We start from the raw sequence: 14,798 nt of genomic DNA, 5'->3' as shown, positions 1-14,798 counted from the left end.
CTACCCCTTCGACAGGGAGCGACTGGCCGTCTCGCCGCCCTCGTCTCCAGTCGTCTCACGCCCGTCGCGCACCTCGAACGTCGCGAGGCGGTCACGGAGCAGTTCGGTCCGCCCGGAGAGGTCCGCGACCGTCTCGGAGACGGCCGCGAGGGTCTCGGTCTGTTCGTCGGCGACGGCGTCAGCGCGTTCGGAGGCGTCGGTCATCTCCGCGGCGATTTCGGCGACGTCCTCGGCCATAGCGACGACCTCGGCGGCGGACTCGGCGCCGTCGTCGGTCGCGGCGTCGATCTGCTGGACGCCGGCGTTCGTGTCGGCTATCTCGTCCTCGATCGCCGAGAGCGAGGAGAGCGCGCCGGAGATGGCGTCGCTGCCGTCGGCCACGCGCTGGCGCGTCTCGTGCATCGCGTCGACCGTCTCGTCCGTCCGGCGACGGACCGCGGCGATCTGCTCCTCGACGCCGTCCGCCGCCGACGTGGCCTCCTCGGCGAGCGACTTCACCTCCTCGGCGACGACGGCGAAACCCTCACCGCCTTCCTCGGCGCGGGCGGCCTCGATGGAGGCGTTCAGCGCGATGGTGTCCGTCTCCTGTGCCACCTCGGCGATGAGACCGACCACGTCCTCTATCTCGGCGACCGTCTCGTCGAGGTGCTCGATGCGCGCGACCGCTTCCTCGGTCCGCTCCTCGATGGCGTCGAGTTCCGCGAGCGCGTCCCGGGCGGCCTCGCGGCCGTCGGCACCCACCTCGACGGCGCGCTCGGCGCGGTCGGCCACCTCGTCCGCGGAGACGGCCACCTCCTCGACGGTCGAGGAGAGGTCCTCCATCTCGGCGGCGACGCGCTGGAGGTTCCGGTCCTGTTCGTCGGTCCCCGCGGATATCTCCGCGACTGACTCGCTGACGGTCTCGCTGGCCTCGGCCGCGGCGGCGACGCGCTCGGCGGCCGCGTCGCTCGCCTCGTCCGCCGTCGCCGCGAACGCCCGGGTGGCACCCACGGTGCGTTCGAGTTCGTCCATCATCGCGTTGAACGAGTGGGCGACCGCCGCCAGCGCCTCGACCTGCGCGTCGGGGTCCATGCGGCGGGTCAGGTCGCCCTCCGCGCAGGCGGCCATGACGTCGCCGTACTCGCTGGCGCGGTCGATGAGGTGGTCGTTGAGCCGTTCGGCCTCCTCGCGCGCCCGTTCCGCGTCGCGCTGTGCGCGTTCGGTCCGCTCCTGGGCCTGCTCCGCGTCGAGACGCGAGCGTTCGGCCTCCTCGCGTGCGTCCTCTGCCTGCTCTCTGGCTCGCTCGGCCTCGCGTATCTCGTCGCGGAGGGAGCGCCGCATGGCGTCGAAGGCCCGGAAGAGGTCGCCGATCTCGTCCTCGCGGTCGGTCTCTATCGGGTCGTCGAGGTCGCCGTCGCGGAGGCGCTCGGCGCTGGCGGAGAGGTCACGCACCGCCCCGACGGTTCCGCGTCCGATCGTCAGACCGACGAGTCCGGCACAGAGCAGGGTCAGCGCCACGAGCGCGAGTATCTGGGTCGAGATGTCCGACTGGAGGGCGAACGCCTCGCTGGTCGGGAGTCGCGTCGTCACGGTCCAGTCGCGAGATTCGAGCGGCGCGTACCCGACCGCGCTGCCGTTGGCCGTCGTGAACCCCTTCGACGACCCGTACGTCACGCCGAGGCCGTCCCGGGTGAGCAGCGACCGGTTGTCGGTCGCCATGACGGTCCGGCCGGTGCCGTCGACGACGACGACCTCACCCTCGACGTCGTCGAGCAACGCCCCCGACAGGCTCTCGACGTTCACGAGCGCGACGAGGCTCCGATGCTCGTAGGCCGGCACTGGCGCGACGAACACCACGAACGGTGACCCGTCGGTCGACAGTCGGAACGCCCCCGACGAGTTCACCTCCTCGCTCGCCGCCGCAGAGACGCGCTGGCCGACCGCCTTTCGCAACGTCCCCTCCGCCGTGACCGGCACTGGACTCCCCGAATCGAGCACGACGTCCCCCGTCGTTCGGTCGACGTAGTACATCCCTTCGACGTGGTCGCTCTGCTGGACCGCGTCGGTCAGCAGCGTCGAGATCTGCTTGTAGTTGTCGTTGGGGAAGGCGACCGACTTCGGCAGCGTCTCGTACCGCTGGTGCTTCCGCGTGAACCACGCATCGACGTGGTCCGCCTCGATGTCGGACGTCGTCGTCAACTCCGACTTCGTGTCCTCCTGGAGGACGGACCCGGCGTGCAGGTACATGTACCCCCCGAACGCCCCGGTCACGACCACGAGCGCAGCGAGCGTGAGTGCGAACGTGGCCGCGTAACTCTGTCGGAGCCGTCTCGGAAGAAGCCGGCGCAGGCGTCGACTCATTGTACGCGAAGTGAAACTACCGACAGTAGTACCCTTCTAAGAGGTCGACGGAGAGAGACGTCCCCGAACGTAGTCAAACGTTTCGAACTGTGAGGAACATACACGTACAGACGGGAGGGTTCCGAAGCGGAGTCAGTGCGGCCAGCCCTACGTCGTGCGACCGGCGATGGTGTCCATCTCCAGTTCGTACAGCACGGGTTCGACCTCGTCGATGGCCTCGCTGAACACCCGCAGCGGCGCGAACCACTCGTTGACCTGGGTGTCGGTGAACTCCTCCGTCGTCTCGCGGAGGCTCCCGACGACGAGGACGCTCCAGGACTCGTCGGTCGTCGCCTCGTAGACGACGAAGCAGGCCTGCCCCGTCTCCTCGACGAACGACATCTTCTCGCCGCCCGACTCGACCGCGAGGCGGAGTAGCAGTCGGTCGCCGTCGTAGTGACAGCCCACGGGCACCGCGTACGCGTCGTCGTCCCGCGCGAGCGAGAGGACGCCCGTCATCGCCTCCCGGAGATGCCGCTCGACCTCCTCGTCGTCCATACCGAACGTGTAGACGTAGTCGACGTGTTCCATGCTAGCCCCGTCGGCGGCAACCGGCATAAACTGGCACCCCCGGCACACCTCCGACAGACCGGGTCGCGGTCGCCGTTGTTCTCGGCGAGGCCGGGAGCGTCCTGTCATCGAGAGTTCATCAGCGGCGAGGTCGTCACGCTTAATGTTCGTCCGGGACCATCGAGTGAACAGTGGGACTGTACGACCGATACCTCGCCGCCCGCGTCCGCCGCAACCCCGCCGACCCGCCCCGCCACATCGCCGTCGTCATCACCGAGCGCGACCTGCTGGAACAGGGCGCCTACCGGACCCTGGGCCAGTTCTTCGGCTGGGCGTTCGACTACGGCGCCGAGCGCGTGACAGTGTACGTCAGCGTCCTCGACCCGGGAGCGGTGCCGACGCTCGAACGCGAACTCGAGGGGGTCGAAGCACCGCAACCGGTCGCCGTCCGCGGCCCCGACGACACCCAGCGCGCCGACGCACCGATACAGGTGAGCATCGGCCTCGGCGGGAAACACGAGTTCGCCAAGGCGGTGCGAGCGGTCGCCGAGGACGTCGCCGCCGGCGCGACCGCCGCAGCGGCGGTCGACGAGGAGGCGGTCGAATCCCGCCTGGTCTTCCCGACCGACCCCGACCTCGTCATCAAGACCGGCGCAGAGCGCCTCTCGGACTTCATGATCTGGCAGTCGGTGTACTCGGAGCTCTACTTCACCGACGTGAACTGGCGCGACTTCCGGAAGCGCGACTACCTGCGCGCGATCCTCGACTACAAGCACCGACAGCGGCGGTTCGGACAGTAGCGACGTGGAGACAGGATCTCGATTCTCCGGGGCTCAGTCTGCCGACCGCTCCTCCAGGCTCTCCAGTTCCTCCGCGGTGGTCCCGTCCGGCAGGTAGTCGCGGAAGCGCTGGATGACCGAGCGCGCCTCGTCGAGTTCGACGCCGCCGACTGCGCGGACGAGCGCGAGCGCGCGCTGGACCTTCGCCTGGCGGAACGACTCCTCGCGCGACTCGTAGGTCCGCACCGCGCGCAGGAAGTCGATCTTCGAGAACTCCGGCCAGTAGGGGGTGCAGAAGAACGCGGCCGCCTCGTTGCCGTTGGCGTGCCACGGCAGGAAGTTGCTGGTGCGCTCGTTGCCGCCGGTGCGGATGATGAGGTCGACGTCGCGCACCGGGCGGTCGTAGAGGCGGTCCTCGATGGTCTCGGCGGTGATGTCCTCGGGCGCGAGGTCGCCGTCCTCGACTTCGCACGCCACGTCGCGGGCTGCGCCCAGCAGTTCGTTGCGGCCGCCGTACGCGAGCGCGATGTTCAGCACGAAGTCGTCGTACTCGCGGGTCCGGCGCTCGGCGTACTCGACGGCGTCCTGGACCCGCTCGGGGAGCATCGACTCGTCACCGATGACGCGGATGCAGACCTCGTTCTCGTGGACGCGGTCGGCGTCGGCGAACTCCCGGAGCTTCGTCACCAGCAGGTCGAACAGTTCCTCGCGCTCGTGCTCGGGCCGGTCGAAGTTCTCTGTCGAGAAGGTGTAGAGGGTCAGCTCCTCGATGCCGAGTTCGTCGCACCAGTAGAGGATCTGTTCGGTCGTCTTCGCGCCCGCGCGGTGGCCGTCCGTGGCGTCCTCGCCCTCCTTTCTGGCGTAGCGCCGGTTGCCGTCCTGGATGACCGCGACGTGCGTCGGCGCGCCGGAGATACTCCGCCGCAGATGTCGCTCGTACGCCGTCTCGAACTGCTGCCGAACCCACCGTAACATCTCGGTCAGTAGTGACTCGCTGGACGAGTATCAGCCTTGCCACTCCAAATTTAACGTGCACCGGTAACGTACCACACTACCCCGGCGGAGGTCCATACCTTTTTAAGCATGGCGTTGTTTGGGTAGAACGCAATGGCGAAAGGTACGGTTGACTTCTTCAACGAGACGGGCGGTTACGGTTTCATCGAGACTGACGACGCGGACGAGGACGTCTTCTTCCACATGGAGGACGTTGGTGGCCCTGACCTCGAAGAGGGTCAGGAAGTCGAGTTCGACATCGAGCAGGCCGACAAGGGCCCGCGCGCGACGAACCTGCAGCGTCTGTAATCGGCACCGTAGCAACAAGTTCTGTCGCGGGAGTGCTCTGCGCTGCCGCGCGAAAACCATCACCGGGAGCGGGTAGCACCTCGGACGGCGGTCGCCGTTCGACGGTCTGCGCGGTCGCGGTGGGCCACTTTTTCGGAGCGACAACGCATGTCATCACCAGAATCGGTACTACTCGAAGAGCTCACCTGGCCGGAGGTCGAATCGGCGCTGGAGTCCGGAACGCGGACCGCCGTCGTGGCCGTCGGGTCGGTCGAACAGCACGGCCCGCACCTGCCGCTCATCATGGACACGCTCGACGGAGACGAGTTGGCGCGGCGCATCGCGGAGAGGCTCGGCGACGCGCTGGCCGCGCCCACCATCCGCCCCGGCTGCTCGGGCCACCACATGGAGTTCCCGGGGACGATCACCGTCCCGCCCGAGACCCTGATGGACCTCGTCCGCGCGTACTGCAGGTCGCTGGACGAGCACGGGTTCGAACACCTCGTGCTCGTTCCGACCCACGGCGGGAACTTCGCGCCCGTCAACGCCGTCGCGCCCGAGATCGCCCGCGAGATCGACGCGAACGTCGTCGTCCTGGGCGACCTCGACGAGCACATGGAGCTGCTGAACGAGGGGTTGCGCGAGGCCGGCGTCGAGTACGAGGAGCCGGTGATCCACGCCGGCGCGGCCGAGACGGCCATCGTCATGGCGGTCGACGAGGACCTCGTCCGCACTGACGAACTGGCGGTCGGCCACGAGGGCGACCTCTCGACTGCGCGACTGCTGAGCGAGGGCTTCGAGTCGATAACGGAGAACGGCGTGCTCGGCGACCCGCGGAAGGCGACGCCGGAGGCCGGCGAGGCCATCCTGGAGACGGTGACGGCGGCGTACGTCGAGCAGGTCGAAGCCGAGCGCGAGGCGGTCGACGGAGCGGAGTAGCCCGCTCGGACGCGTTGGGCACGAACTCTATATCCGTTGCGGCCGAACGGAGTCTATGGCCAACCGTGTACCGGCCGGGCCGACCGGCCTCCCGGTGGTGGGGACCAGCCTGGAGTACGCCGACGACCCGCTCGGGTTCATGGAACGGGCGGCCCGCGAGTTCGGCGACGTCGTGTCGATCGACGTGTACGGACAGGAGGTCTACCAGGTGACCGATCCGGAGGCGATACGGCGCGTGCTCGTCGGGAACGCGGGGAGCTACCGCAAGCCGACCTTCGGCGACGACGAGGGGCTCGCGGGACTGCTCGGCGAGGGGCTGCTGACGAGCGACGGCGACCTGTGGCGCGACCAGCGCAGCGCGCTCCAGCCGGCGTTCTTCGGCCAGCGCCTCGACGCGTACGCGTCGGAGATGGTCGAGAACGCCGAGCTGACGGGCGCGTCGTGGTCGGACGGCGACGTCGTCGACGTCCACGCGGAGATGTCGCAGCTCACCCTCCGCATCGTTGTCGAGACGCTGCTCGGCGTCGAGCTCGACGGGATGGAGCGGGTCGTCGCCGACGCGCTGATGGACGTCGGCGAGCGGTTCCGGCCCGGACCGCAGGTGTTCGTCCCCGAGGACGTGCCGACGCCGCGCAACGTGCGCTACCAGCGCTCGGTCCAGACGCTCGAACGCGTCCTCCGGGAACTCCGCCGCCAGCACGAGGGGCGGGAGGGCGACGACGTGCTCGCCATCCTCCTGCGCCAGCACGAGGCGGGCGCGGTCGACGACGAACTCGTCCGCGACCAGATGATGACCATGCTGCTCGCGGGGTACGACACGACGGCGCTGACGCTGACGTACGCGTGGTGGCTGCTCGCCGACAACCCCGATGTCGAGCGGCGCTTCCACGAGGAGGTGGACGCGCTGGACGGCCCGCCGACTGCCGACGACCTCGCGGACCTCGACGTCCTCGACAGGGTCGTCACCGAGGCGATGCGGCTCTACCCACCCGCCTACGTCGTCTACCGAGAGGCCAGGGAGGACGACGAACTCTGCGGGTTCCGGATTCCGGCGGGGAGCGTCGTCTCGACGCCACAGTGGGTCGTCCACCACGACCGCCGCTGGTTCGACGACCCGTGGTCGTTCCGCCCGGAGCGCTGGACCGACGAGTTCCGGCGGGAACTCCCGGGCTTCGCGTACTTCCCGTTCGGCGGCGGCCCGCGCAAGTGCATCGGCGACGGGTTCGCCGTCCGGGAGGCGAAGCACGTGCTGGCGACTCTCGGCCGGAAGTACGAACTCGACCGCGTCACCGAGGCGTTCGACCTCGTGCCGCTGGTGACGCTCCACCCGGACGGCCCCGTCGAGATGACCGTCCGACGACGGTAGGGTCGTTCCGGAGACGGAACGGCCGTTCCGCGCCGGCGGTACCGACCGACGGAAGGACGGTGACCGACGCCACAGTATTGCGTGTTTTAGACATCTCTACCCGCCGGGCGGGACGTCTGAACCGAGTTGCGGGGCGGCAGCCCACCCGAGATATGCGGCCCGTCTGCGGGGCAGAAATGGGAAGACTGCGCCGCCACCGAAGGCGACTTCGATGTCCGCACCGTCTGTGGTCTTGGACGTAGTAATCATGACCAACGTCAACGACATCGACGTCGACGAACTGGGAACGATGCTCGAAGCGGTCGAAGACGACCCCGACCTCGCGTCGTTCACGTTCAGCGCCGAGACGGAGTGGACGGGCGGGTTCGAGAGCGAGACGCGCATCGCGAACTTCGAACAGGCGGGCGAGACCGTCGAGTCCGAGGAGTTCACGATCGTCGGCGACGAGCCCGAGGAACTGTTCGGCGACCGGGCAGGACCGAACGCCGTGGAACTACTGCTCGCCGCCATCGGTTCCTGTCTTAGCGTGACCTACGCCGGCCACGCGGCGACCAAGGGCATCGAGATAGACGACATGCGGTTCGAGTTCGAGGGCGACATCGACCTGCGCGGGTTCTTCGGGATGAGCGACGAGGTCCGTGCCGGGTACGAGGAGATTCGCTGCACGACGTACGTCGAGTCCGACGCCGACGAGGAGGAGCTCCGCGCACTCCACGAGGAGGTCACCGAGACGTCACCGCTGTACGACAACGTGACCGACACCGTGGAACTCGACTTCGACCTCCAGTTCGAGTGATGCCGACGACCGCCGCGACCGCGTCACCGAGGCGTTCGACCTCGTCCCGCTGGTGACGCTCCACCCGGACGGCCCCGTCGAGATGACCGTCCGGCAGCGATAGGGAGCCGTCGGCTGCGCACGCGGGCCTCGCGACCGTCACCGGCGGCGTAACGACTGGTCGAGCGCGGTGTCGTCGGCCGAAAATAACGTAAGATTCGTTGTGAAAGGACTGTGCCTACCGAGCGCGAGAACCGATTAGAGTCGGGTGACGTTGGTCGCGCGCGGGCCCTTGTCGGCCTGCTCGATGTCGAACTCGATGTCCTGCCCTTCCTCGAGGTCGGGGCCACCAACGTCCTCCATGTGGAAGAAGACGTCCTCGTCCGCGTCGTCAGTCTCGATGAAGCCGTAACCGCCGGTGTCGTTGAAGAAGTCGACCGTACCTTTTGCCATTGCCTGTCGAGAGAGGAGGCAGGCACATATAATTCTTCCGTGAGAACAGATGGCGTGGAAGGCGCCGCACAGTCCGTTCCAGCACCCGTCGCCGACAGTACAGATAACGATACTGGTGATTTCGAGACCCGGGACCGAGGCCCGCCGAACGGGAAACGAGGCACGTTCCGTCGACCCCGCTCGAACCGGAGCCTGTCGGCTCGTCGACGAGTCCAAAGTAAAATCAGGTTAGTGTGGTGTCGTCGCGTCGCGACCGGTCTGCCTGGTTACAGGCGGGTGACGTTCGTCGCGCGCGGGCCCTTCGGGGCCTGTTCGATGTCGAACTCGACTTCCGTTCCTTCTTCGAGATCCGGACCGCCAACGTCCTCCATGTGGAAGAATACGTCGTCGTCCTCGTCCTCGGTGGAGATGAAACCGTAACCGCCAGTGTCGTTGAAGAAATCAACGTTACCTTCTGCCATTGCGACTAAACCGAGTCGGTTCCCACGGAAAAGGCTTGTGATGTTCGTAAAGCAGAACCGGCGTTCGGTGGACGTTAGTTTCCGATATGGCCGATATTCTGGACAAACGTGCTCGAACGGTCGGGGGCGGAAGGGATCGGTGTGCGTTCCACCGCCGAACGGGCGTCAACGGTGGTGGAACCCACAGTTCTCGGCGGTCGTGGGGCCCACAGTCCGTTGGCCACTGGCGGTGCTGCGGTCCGGTGACGCCGACGCAAAGCAGCGGCGAGGGGCGACGACGAGCGGCGGGCGGTCAGTCGGACCGTTCCAGGTGGGGGACGACCTCGTCGAGCAGGTACGCCAGGAAGTCCGCCGAGTCGAACGCGGCCGGTCGGTACACCTCGACGTAGCCGCTCTTCGCCGCCGTCATCTTCAGGTCGTCCTCGTCGTAGCCGTACTCCAGTCCGAGCTGGTTCAGGTCGCCGCGGCGGACGAGGTGGGCCAGGTCGTCGTCGGCGAGCAGGTCGGACCCGTGGAACAGGCCGCTCTCGGCGCTCCCGTCCGCGCCGGAGAATCCGGCCTTCCACACGTCTGCGTCGGCGTGCGCGTCGAGGAAGCCGTCGAGGTCGAACGTCGCCCGTTCGACGTCGGTGCCGGTGTCACGCGCGATGAGGTCGAAGGCGAACCGTCCCGCGCCGCTCTCGGTCACGACGAACTCCCCGGGCACGCCGACGAACCCGGTGACGCGCGTCTCCGTCTCGTTCGTCTCCCGCAGTCTGACCTCGCCGTAGTCCAGTTCGGCCGTCGCACGCTCGGCCGTGCGCTCGACCGCCGCGCGCCCCTCGAACGCGATATCGCCGGACGGGAGCGAGAACACGCGCCCGACGTCGAGCGTCCGCGTCAGTTCGCGGTCGCCCTCGACGACGGTGTCGGAGAACGAGTCGACGGCCTGGAAATCACCCTCCACGAGTCCGATGACGCCAGCGTTCATTTCGTGTCAGGGTTGAGAGAGGGGATAGTTAACTGGCGTGGATTCCGGTGCGAAGAGAAGCCGAGCACACCAGCGGCGGAACGCTGAAGCGTGCCGACCCACTGACGTCCAGCATGGACGACGTGGACACGGCCGACAACCCCGTCCTCCTCTTCGACGGCGTCTGCAACCTCTGCAACGGTCTCGTCCGGTTCGTCATCCGCCACGACCCCGACGCAGTGTTCCGGTTCGCGCCGCTGCAGTCGGACGTGGCCGCCGCCCTGCTCGCCGACTGCGACGTCGACGCCGACCGCGACACCGTCGTCCTCGTCGACGGCGGTGACTGCTACACGAGGTCGACGGCCGCGCTCCGGGTCGCGGCACGCCTCGGCTGGCCGTACCGAGCGCTGGCCGCCTTCCTGGCCGTCCCCCGACGCGTCAGGGACGCCGTCTACGACGTCGTCGCCGCCAACCGCTACGACTGGTTCGGGCGGCGCGAGGAGTGCATGGCTCCGACGCCCGACGTCGCGGAACGGTTCCTCGTCGACCCCCGAACCGACGGCGAGTAGGGGTCGGGAGACTCAGTCGTCGGCGACGGGCGACCCGGGGCGGAAGTCCCGGCTGATTGCCTTCCACTTGCCGGTCGAGAAGCGGTGGTAGTTGATGACCGCGGGGACCGCCGCCTCGGCGAGGAAGGAGAGGTAGAGACCGGCGATGCCGAGGCTCGTCGTCGCCCCGAGGTAGGCGATGGGGATCGCGCAGCCGAACATGCCGACGACCTGGCTGTAGAACGGCCAGCGGGTGTCGCCGCTGGCGTCGAGCGGGCCGGCGGCGGCACCCTTGACGCCCTGTGCGATGACCGCCGCGCAGGCCGCGTAGACGAGCGCCACCGCGACCGGTACCGCGGGGTCGGCCGGGTCGCCGACGAACGAGACGACGATGGGTTCAGCGAACAGGCCGACGACGACGGCGGCGACGGCGTACGTCGCCACGGAGAACGCGATGACGTCACGGGCGTACGCCGCGGCGGCGGCCTCGTCGCCGCTGCCGAGCTCCTGGCCGACGAGGCTGCTGGACGCGAGGCCGAACCCCCAGCCGGGCGTGTTCATCAGCCCCCAGATGCGCCGGGCGATGACGTACGCGGCGACCACGTGCTGGCCGAACATGGCGACGATGGCGAGCATCGGGAACTTGGCGACGGTCCACACCAGGTTCCGGCCGACGACCGGCAGGCCGATGCGGACCAGCTGGCGGGCCGTCTCGCGGTCGACGTAGGAGCCGAAAGGTCGCACCGTGACCGGCAGGTCGCCCGCGCCGGGGAGTCTGCCGGCGACCAGACCGGCCGCGAACGTCGCGGTCACGACCACGTTCGCGAGCACCGTCCCCAGCGCCGCGCCCTCGACGCCCATCTCCAGGCCGAAGACGAAGACGGCGTTGAGGACGACGTTCGTGACCGCGCCGCCCGCGCGAACCAGCATCGGCGTCCACGCGTCGTCGGCGCCGATGTAGATGCGGCTGCCGATGAGGTTGAGGCCCGCGAACGGGACGCCGACGGCGAGGATGCGCAGGTAGGCCGCCCCCAGCGCGACGGTCGTAGCGTCGTCTGTCATCACCGAGACGAGTTGCGTCGGGAACAGCCAGAAGACGGCGGCGACGGGAACGGAGACGGCGAGGACGAGCGCGACGCTGGTCCGGACCGCCTGCCCGAGTTCGTCGAACGCCTCCGCCCCGTAGCGCTGGGAGACGAGCGCGATGGTCCCGCCGGCGATGCCGCCGCCGAGCGAGAACGCAACGCCCCAGTACGGCGTCGCGAAGCCGACCCCGGCGATGGCTGTCGACCCCACGCCGATGCCCACCATCGCCACGTCCGCCGCGTTCTTCGACATGCGCGCCAGACCGGTGACGATGCGCGGCCACGCAAGGTCGGTCGTCCGCCGGACGTGGTCCCGGTCGAGGAGGCCGGCGCGCGCGAGCGACAGGCCGATGCCGAGGATGAGGAGCCGGACAGGGTTGGGGAAGCGGGGCACGTCGTAGGAGTGTTTCGAATCGAAAGTAAAGTTCTTTTCATATCCGGCAGCTGTAATGGCGACGGAGTTCCGTGAGACGCCGCTCCCGTCCGCCGAAGACGCCAGACGGCAGGCGTCGTGGGGGAAAATATATGAACCGGCGAACGTTCCTGCACGCCGGCGCGACCGCCATCGTCGGCGGTCGACCGGCTGACGGTGTCCCAGCCGGACGCCTACCCCGGACCGGGTCGCTACCCGACGGCGTACGCGGTCCGCGACTGCGGCGACGCCGTCACGGTGACGCTGGAGGGCTTCGTTCCGCGGTCGGGCGGGAGGACGGCCCGCCTACACAACGCGAACCGGGACGTCGGACTGTCCGAGGACGCGCTTCGTCGTCGACCCGACGAGCGGCTTGTCCGGGTCCGAGCGGCCGCGCCGCCCCATCACGACGAGGTCGACGTCGTGGTCGTGGGCGTACTCCAGTATCTCCTCCTCCGGGATACCGGACTTCACGACCGTCTCGCAGTCGACGCCGCGCTCGTCGGCCAGTTCCGCCACCGTGGCCACGAGTTTCCGGCCCTTCTTCTCCATCCGACCCCGCGTCTCCCCGATGTCGCTCGGCACCGCCACGAAGCTCGCGTCGCCCATGTCCATCACGTAGAGGGCGTGGACCATGCCGCCGCTCCGTTCGACGAGGTCGACCGCCTGTTCGGCCGCACCCCGGGCTCCTTTGCTCCCGTCGGTCGGGACCAGCACGTTCTCGTACCGTACCGCCGCTGACTCTCCCATACCGTCCGCATCGCTCCGCGAGGTATTGAATCGTCCCCCGGCGACGGACGCGGTCACCGGCGCGCCGTTCGACACCGCCGCGACCGTTCGCGGGAGCGACGCCGGGCGAGCGGTCCCCGCCACAAGCCTCACCACCGACTTGCACTGTCAGCGCACAACCCCTTCCGTGCGGAGGCCGAACCCTGGTTCATGTTCGAGGTCATCACCGCACGCGAACTGGCGGACGAGGTCGACGCGGACGACGAGGGGTACGTGCTCGTCGACACGCGACCGGAAGACAGCTACGAGTCCTGGCACGTCCCCGGGGCGGTGAACGTCCCGTTCGGGGCGGCGGAGACGCTCGACGACGAGCAGAAGGCCCGAATCGACGAGCTCGCCGACGGACGGGCGATACACACCATCTGCGGCAAGGGCGCGACGTCGACCAGCTCTGCGGCAAGGGCGCGACGTCGACCAGCCTCGCCGCGGAACTCGACGCGAGCGGTTACGACGACGTCGCGGTCGTGAAGGGCGGGATGCGCGACTGGAACGCCCTGTACGAGCAGGCGCGCATCGACACCGGCGACGACGTCGGCATCGTGCAGTTCCAGCGGCGGGGCAAGGGGTGTCTGAGCTACCTCGTCGGTTCGCCGGAGGCGGGCGAGGCCGCGGTCGTCGACCCGACGCGACACGTCGAGCAGTACGTCGTCGCCGCCGCCGAGCACGACGTCGAGATAACGCACGTCCTCGACACGCACGTCCACGCCGACCACGTCTCCGGCGGCCGGAAGCTGGCCGACCTGCTCGCGTGCCGTACCACCTCGGCGCACGCGCGACGGAGCGCGACCTGGCGTACGAGTTCGACCACGTCGAGGACGGCGACGTCATCCGCCTCGGCGACCGGGAGATATCGGTGCTCGACGCGCCGGGCCACACGTCCGAGATGGTGAACTACCGGGTCGACGACGAGGCGATACTGACGGGCGACGCCCTGTTCGTCGACTCCGTCGGCCGGACCGAGGTCCAGTTCGGCGAGGAAGACGCCGAGACGGGCGCGGAGATGGAGTACGACACGCTCCACGACACGCTGCTCGACCAGCCCGACGAACTCACCGTCCTCCCGGGCCACGTCACCATCGCGAACGACGGACGGTTCGAGAACGGGACGCCAGGGCAGCCGGTCGCCACGTCGCTCGCCGAGGTGCGGGAGCGACTCGACCTCCTCGACCTGGACCGCGAGGCGTTCGTCGAGCGGATGGTGGGGAACCTCCCCGAGAAGCCCGACAGCTACGAGACCGTCATCGCCATCAATCTCGGACGTGAGCAGCCCGACAGTCGCCGGGCGGCGGCGAAGCTCGAGACCGGCGCGAACAACTGTTCGGCGTAGACGCTCAGTCGTCGGAGTACGCCCTGTCGAACGGCGTCGGCGGCAGCAGGAGGTCGTCGAGGTCGGGCATGTGCTTGACGTTGTAGACGACCTTCAGCTCGCGGGTGATGGGGATGGCGTTACAGGACAGTCGGATGCCGCGCTCCATCATCTCCTGGGGGAGGACGTGACTGGCCGGCATCGACAGTTCGCCCTCGACGAGCAGGATGGCGCAGTTGGCGCAGGCCCCGCCGCGGCAGGCGAACGGCCAGGCGAAGCCGTGGTCCTCGGCGGCTTCCAGCAGCGACTGGCCGGGGTCGACGTCGAACTGCCCGTAGTCCGCCTCGTCGAGGTCCGCAGCGGCCGCCTTCCGGAAGAGGTCGGCGTCGTCCGTCTCCCAGCCGAAGTCCGCGAGCACGTCGTAGTCGAGGTAGGTGACCTCGGAGTGGGCCCGCTGGTCGGGAGCCTCCTCGTCGGGGTCGCCGTCGTCGAACTCGGGCGCCTCGCCGTTCTCCTGATAGCCGGCCTTGAGTCGTTCGTAGGCCGTCCTGACCGCCTGGAACTCCTCGACCGTGCCACCCTGGTCCGGATGGACCTCCTTCACCCGGCTCCGGTAGGCCTGCTCTATCTCCTCCTCGTCGGCATCGGCGTCTACGAGCAGCACGTCGAACGGGGACCTCATCACCGGTTGCTAGGGAATCCGAAGTAAAAACCTTGGCTCGGCGGACACGCCGACCGCTTCCGCCCGGCGTCACGCGAACCGAGG

At 68.6% G+C, this 14,798-nt stretch carries 17 protein-coding genes; 8 read left to right on the top strand and 9 right to left on the bottom strand.

Annotated elements, in window-relative coordinates; genetic code table 11:
- On the bottom strand, nt 1-2,340 hold the full coding sequence (locus tag NKT36_RS11400) for a methyl-accepting chemotaxis protein (RefSeq protein WP_327051169.1): 2,340 nt from the start codon (nt 2,338-2,340) through the stop codon (nt 1-3).
- A gap of 147 nt (nt 2,341-2,487) precedes the next feature.
- Nucleotides 2,488-2,910 carry a pyridoxamine 5'-phosphate oxidase family protein gene (locus NKT36_RS11395; RefSeq protein WP_327051168.1) on the bottom strand — a complete coding sequence of 141 codons (423 nt, stop codon included), beginning with the start codon at nt 2,908-2,910 and terminating at the stop codon, nt 2,488-2,490.
- A 170-nt stretch (nt 2,911-3,080) separates the two neighbouring features.
- Between NKT36_RS11395 and NKT36_RS11390 the strand changes: the two genes are divergently transcribed.
- A complete protein-coding gene (locus NKT36_RS11390) occupies nt 3,081-3,689 on the top strand; it encodes an undecaprenyl diphosphate synthase family protein (protein WP_327051167.1) in 609 nt (202 codons plus the stop codon).
- A gap of 33 nt (nt 3,690-3,722) precedes the next feature.
- On the opposite strand, the gene uppS is transcribed toward NKT36_RS11390, so the two are convergent.
- Nucleotides 3,723-4,643 (bottom strand): polyprenyl diphosphate synthase, encoded by a 921-nt coding sequence (gene uppS / locus NKT36_RS11385; RefSeq protein WP_327051166.1) that lies wholly within the window; start codon nt 4,641-4,643, stop codon nt 3,723-3,725.
- Nucleotides 4,644-4,775: 132 nt separating this feature from the next.
- Between uppS and NKT36_RS11380 the strand changes: the two genes are divergently transcribed.
- The 4 genes from NKT36_RS11380 (at nt 4,776) to NKT36_RS11365 (ending at nt 8,050) form a co-directional block, all read left to right on the top strand.
- Nucleotides 4,776-4,970, top strand: coding sequence for a cold-shock protein (locus NKT36_RS11380; protein ID WP_327051165.1), 195 nt, complete (start codon nt 4,776-4,778; stop codon nt 4,968-4,970).
- A 147-nt stretch (nt 4,971-5,117) separates the two neighbouring features.
- Nucleotides 5,118-5,888: a creatininase family protein gene (locus NKT36_RS11375; RefSeq protein WP_327051164.1), complete on the top strand. Its 771-nt coding sequence runs from the start codon at nt 5,118-5,120 to the stop codon at nt 5,886-5,888.
- Between the two features lie 55 nt (nt 5,889-5,943).
- Nucleotides 5,944-7,254 carry a cytochrome P450 gene (locus tag NKT36_RS11370; protein WP_327051163.1) on the top strand — a complete coding sequence of 437 codons (1,311 nt, stop codon included), beginning with the start codon at nt 5,944-5,946 and terminating at the stop codon, nt 7,252-7,254.
- Nucleotides 7,255-7,501: 247 nt separating this feature from the next.
- Nucleotides 7,502-8,050 carry an OsmC family protein gene (locus tag NKT36_RS11365; protein ID WP_327051162.1) on the top strand — a complete coding sequence of 183 codons (549 nt, stop codon included), beginning with the start codon at nt 7,502-7,504 and terminating at the stop codon, nt 8,048-8,050.
- A gap of 237 nt (nt 8,051-8,287) precedes the next feature.
- Here the strand turns inward: NKT36_RS11365 and NKT36_RS11360 are convergent, their stop codons facing one another.
- The 3 genes from NKT36_RS11360 to NKT36_RS11350 all read right to left on the bottom strand — a co-directional run bounded on the left by NKT36_RS11360 (nt 8,288) and on the right by NKT36_RS11350 (nt 9,913).
- Nucleotides 8,288-8,482 carry a cold-shock protein gene (locus tag NKT36_RS11360; protein WP_327051161.1) on the bottom strand — a complete coding sequence of 65 codons (195 nt, stop codon included), beginning with the start codon at nt 8,480-8,482 and terminating at the stop codon, nt 8,288-8,290.
- Between the two features lie 266 nt (nt 8,483-8,748).
- Nucleotides 8,749-8,943, bottom strand: a complete 195-nt coding sequence (locus NKT36_RS11355; RefSeq protein WP_327051160.1) for a cold-shock protein — start codon at nt 8,941-8,943, stop codon at nt 8,749-8,751.
- Nucleotides 8,944-9,235: 292 nt separating this feature from the next.
- Nucleotides 9,236-9,913: a hypothetical protein gene (locus NKT36_RS11350; protein ID WP_327051159.1), complete on the bottom strand. Its 678-nt coding sequence runs from the start codon at nt 9,911-9,913 to the stop codon at nt 9,236-9,238.
- A gap of 113 nt (nt 9,914-10,026) precedes the next feature.
- On the opposite strand from NKT36_RS11350, the gene NKT36_RS11345 reads away from it, so the two are divergent.
- Complete coding sequence (locus tag NKT36_RS11345; RefSeq protein WP_327051158.1) at nt 10,027-10,461, top strand: thiol-disulfide oxidoreductase DCC family protein; 435 nt, start codon at nt 10,027-10,029, stop codon at nt 10,459-10,461.
- 12 nt (nt 10,462-10,473) lie between these two features.
- On the opposite strand, the gene NKT36_RS11340 is transcribed toward NKT36_RS11345, so the two are convergent.
- Nucleotides 10,474-11,919 (bottom strand): MATE family efflux transporter, encoded by a 1,446-nt coding sequence (locus NKT36_RS11340; RefSeq protein ID WP_327051157.1) that lies wholly within the window; start codon nt 11,917-11,919, stop codon nt 10,474-10,476.
- 324 nt (nt 11,920-12,243) lie between these two features.
- Nucleotides 12,244-12,687, bottom strand: coding sequence for a universal stress protein (locus tag NKT36_RS11335; RefSeq protein ID WP_327051156.1), 444 nt, complete (start codon nt 12,685-12,687; stop codon nt 12,244-12,246).
- Nucleotides 12,688-12,876: 189 nt separating this feature from the next.
- Here NKT36_RS11335 and NKT36_RS11330 point away from each other — a divergent pair, with 189 nt between their 5' ends.
- Entirely contained in the window at nt 12,877-13,194 is a 318-nt protein-coding gene (locus tag NKT36_RS11330; RefSeq protein WP_327051155.1) for a rhodanese-like domain-containing protein, read from the top strand.
- 8 nt (nt 13,195-13,202) lie between these two features.
- A complete protein-coding gene (locus tag NKT36_RS11325; RefSeq protein ID WP_327051154.1) occupies nt 13,203-13,616 on the top strand; it encodes an MBL fold metallo-hydrolase in 414 nt (137 codons plus the stop codon).
- A 441-nt stretch (nt 13,617-14,057) separates the two neighbouring features.
- Here the strand turns inward: NKT36_RS11325 and fer are convergent, their stop codons facing one another.
- A complete protein-coding gene (gene fer / locus NKT36_RS11320) occupies nt 14,058-14,714 on the bottom strand; it encodes a ferredoxin Fer (RefSeq protein ID WP_327051153.1) in 657 nt (218 codons plus the stop codon).
- Nucleotides 14,715-14,798 lie beyond the last annotated feature (84 nt).

The organism is Halomicrococcus gelatinilyticus, assembly GCA_024227995.1.
Lineage (GTDB): Archaea > Halobacteriota > Halobacteria > Halobacteriales > Haladaptataceae > Halomicrococcus > Halomicrococcus gelatinilyticus.
The sequence above is the reverse complement of the archived record's forward strand: the minus strand, read 5'-3'. Positions and strand labels throughout refer to the sequence as shown.

What these genes read in the sequence shown, in the direction of transcription:
- uppS (WP_327051166.1), bottom strand. Translation starts at nt 4,643, where the DNA reads ATGTTACGGTGGGTTCGGCAGCAGTTCGAGACGGCGTACGAGCGACAT.
- NKT36_RS11325 (WP_327051154.1), top strand. Translation starts at nt 13,203, where the DNA reads ATGCGCGACTGGAACGCCCTGTACGAGCAGGCGCGCATCGACACCGGC.
- fer (WP_327051153.1), bottom strand. Translation starts at nt 14,714, where the DNA reads ATGAGGTCCCCGTTCGACGTGCTGCTCGTAGACGCCGATGCCGACGAG.
- NKT36_RS11400 (WP_327051169.1), bottom strand. Translation starts at nt 2,340, where the DNA reads ATGAGTCGACGCCTGCGCCGGCTTCTTCCGAGACGGCTCCGACAGAGT.
- NKT36_RS11365 (WP_327051162.1), top strand. Translation starts at nt 7,502, where the DNA reads ATGACCAACGTCAACGACATCGACGTCGACGAACTGGGAACGATGCTC.
- NKT36_RS11350 (WP_327051159.1), bottom strand. Translation starts at nt 9,913, where the DNA reads ATGAACGCTGGCGTCATCGGACTCGTGGAGGGTGATTTCCAGGCCGTC.
- NKT36_RS11360 (WP_327051161.1), bottom strand. Translation starts at nt 8,482, where the DNA reads ATGGCAAAAGGTACGGTCGACTTCTTCAACGACACCGGCGGTTACGGC.
- NKT36_RS11370 (WP_327051163.1), top strand. Translation starts at nt 5,944, where the DNA reads ATGGCCAACCGTGTACCGGCCGGGCCGACCGGCCTCCCGGTGGTGGGG.
- NKT36_RS11375 (WP_327051164.1), top strand. Translation starts at nt 5,118, where the DNA reads ATGTCATCACCAGAATCGGTACTACTCGAAGAGCTCACCTGGCCGGAG.
- NKT36_RS11335 (WP_327051156.1), bottom strand. Translation starts at nt 12,687, where the DNA reads ATGGGAGAGTCAGCGGCGGTACGGTACGAGAACGTGCTGGTCCCGACC.
- NKT36_RS11380 (WP_327051165.1), top strand. Translation starts at nt 4,776, where the DNA reads ATGGCGAAAGGTACGGTTGACTTCTTCAACGAGACGGGCGGTTACGGT.
- NKT36_RS11330 (WP_327051155.1), top strand. Translation starts at nt 12,877, where the DNA reads ATGTTCGAGGTCATCACCGCACGCGAACTGGCGGACGAGGTCGACGCG.
- NKT36_RS11395 (WP_327051168.1), bottom strand. Translation starts at nt 2,910, where the DNA reads ATGGAACACGTCGACTACGTCTACACGTTCGGTATGGACGACGAGGAG.
- NKT36_RS11345 (WP_327051158.1), top strand. Translation starts at nt 10,027, where the DNA reads ATGGACGACGTGGACACGGCCGACAACCCCGTCCTCCTCTTCGACGGC.
- NKT36_RS11355 (WP_327051160.1), bottom strand. Translation starts at nt 8,943, where the DNA reads ATGGCAGAAGGTAACGTTGATTTCTTCAACGACACTGGCGGTTACGGT.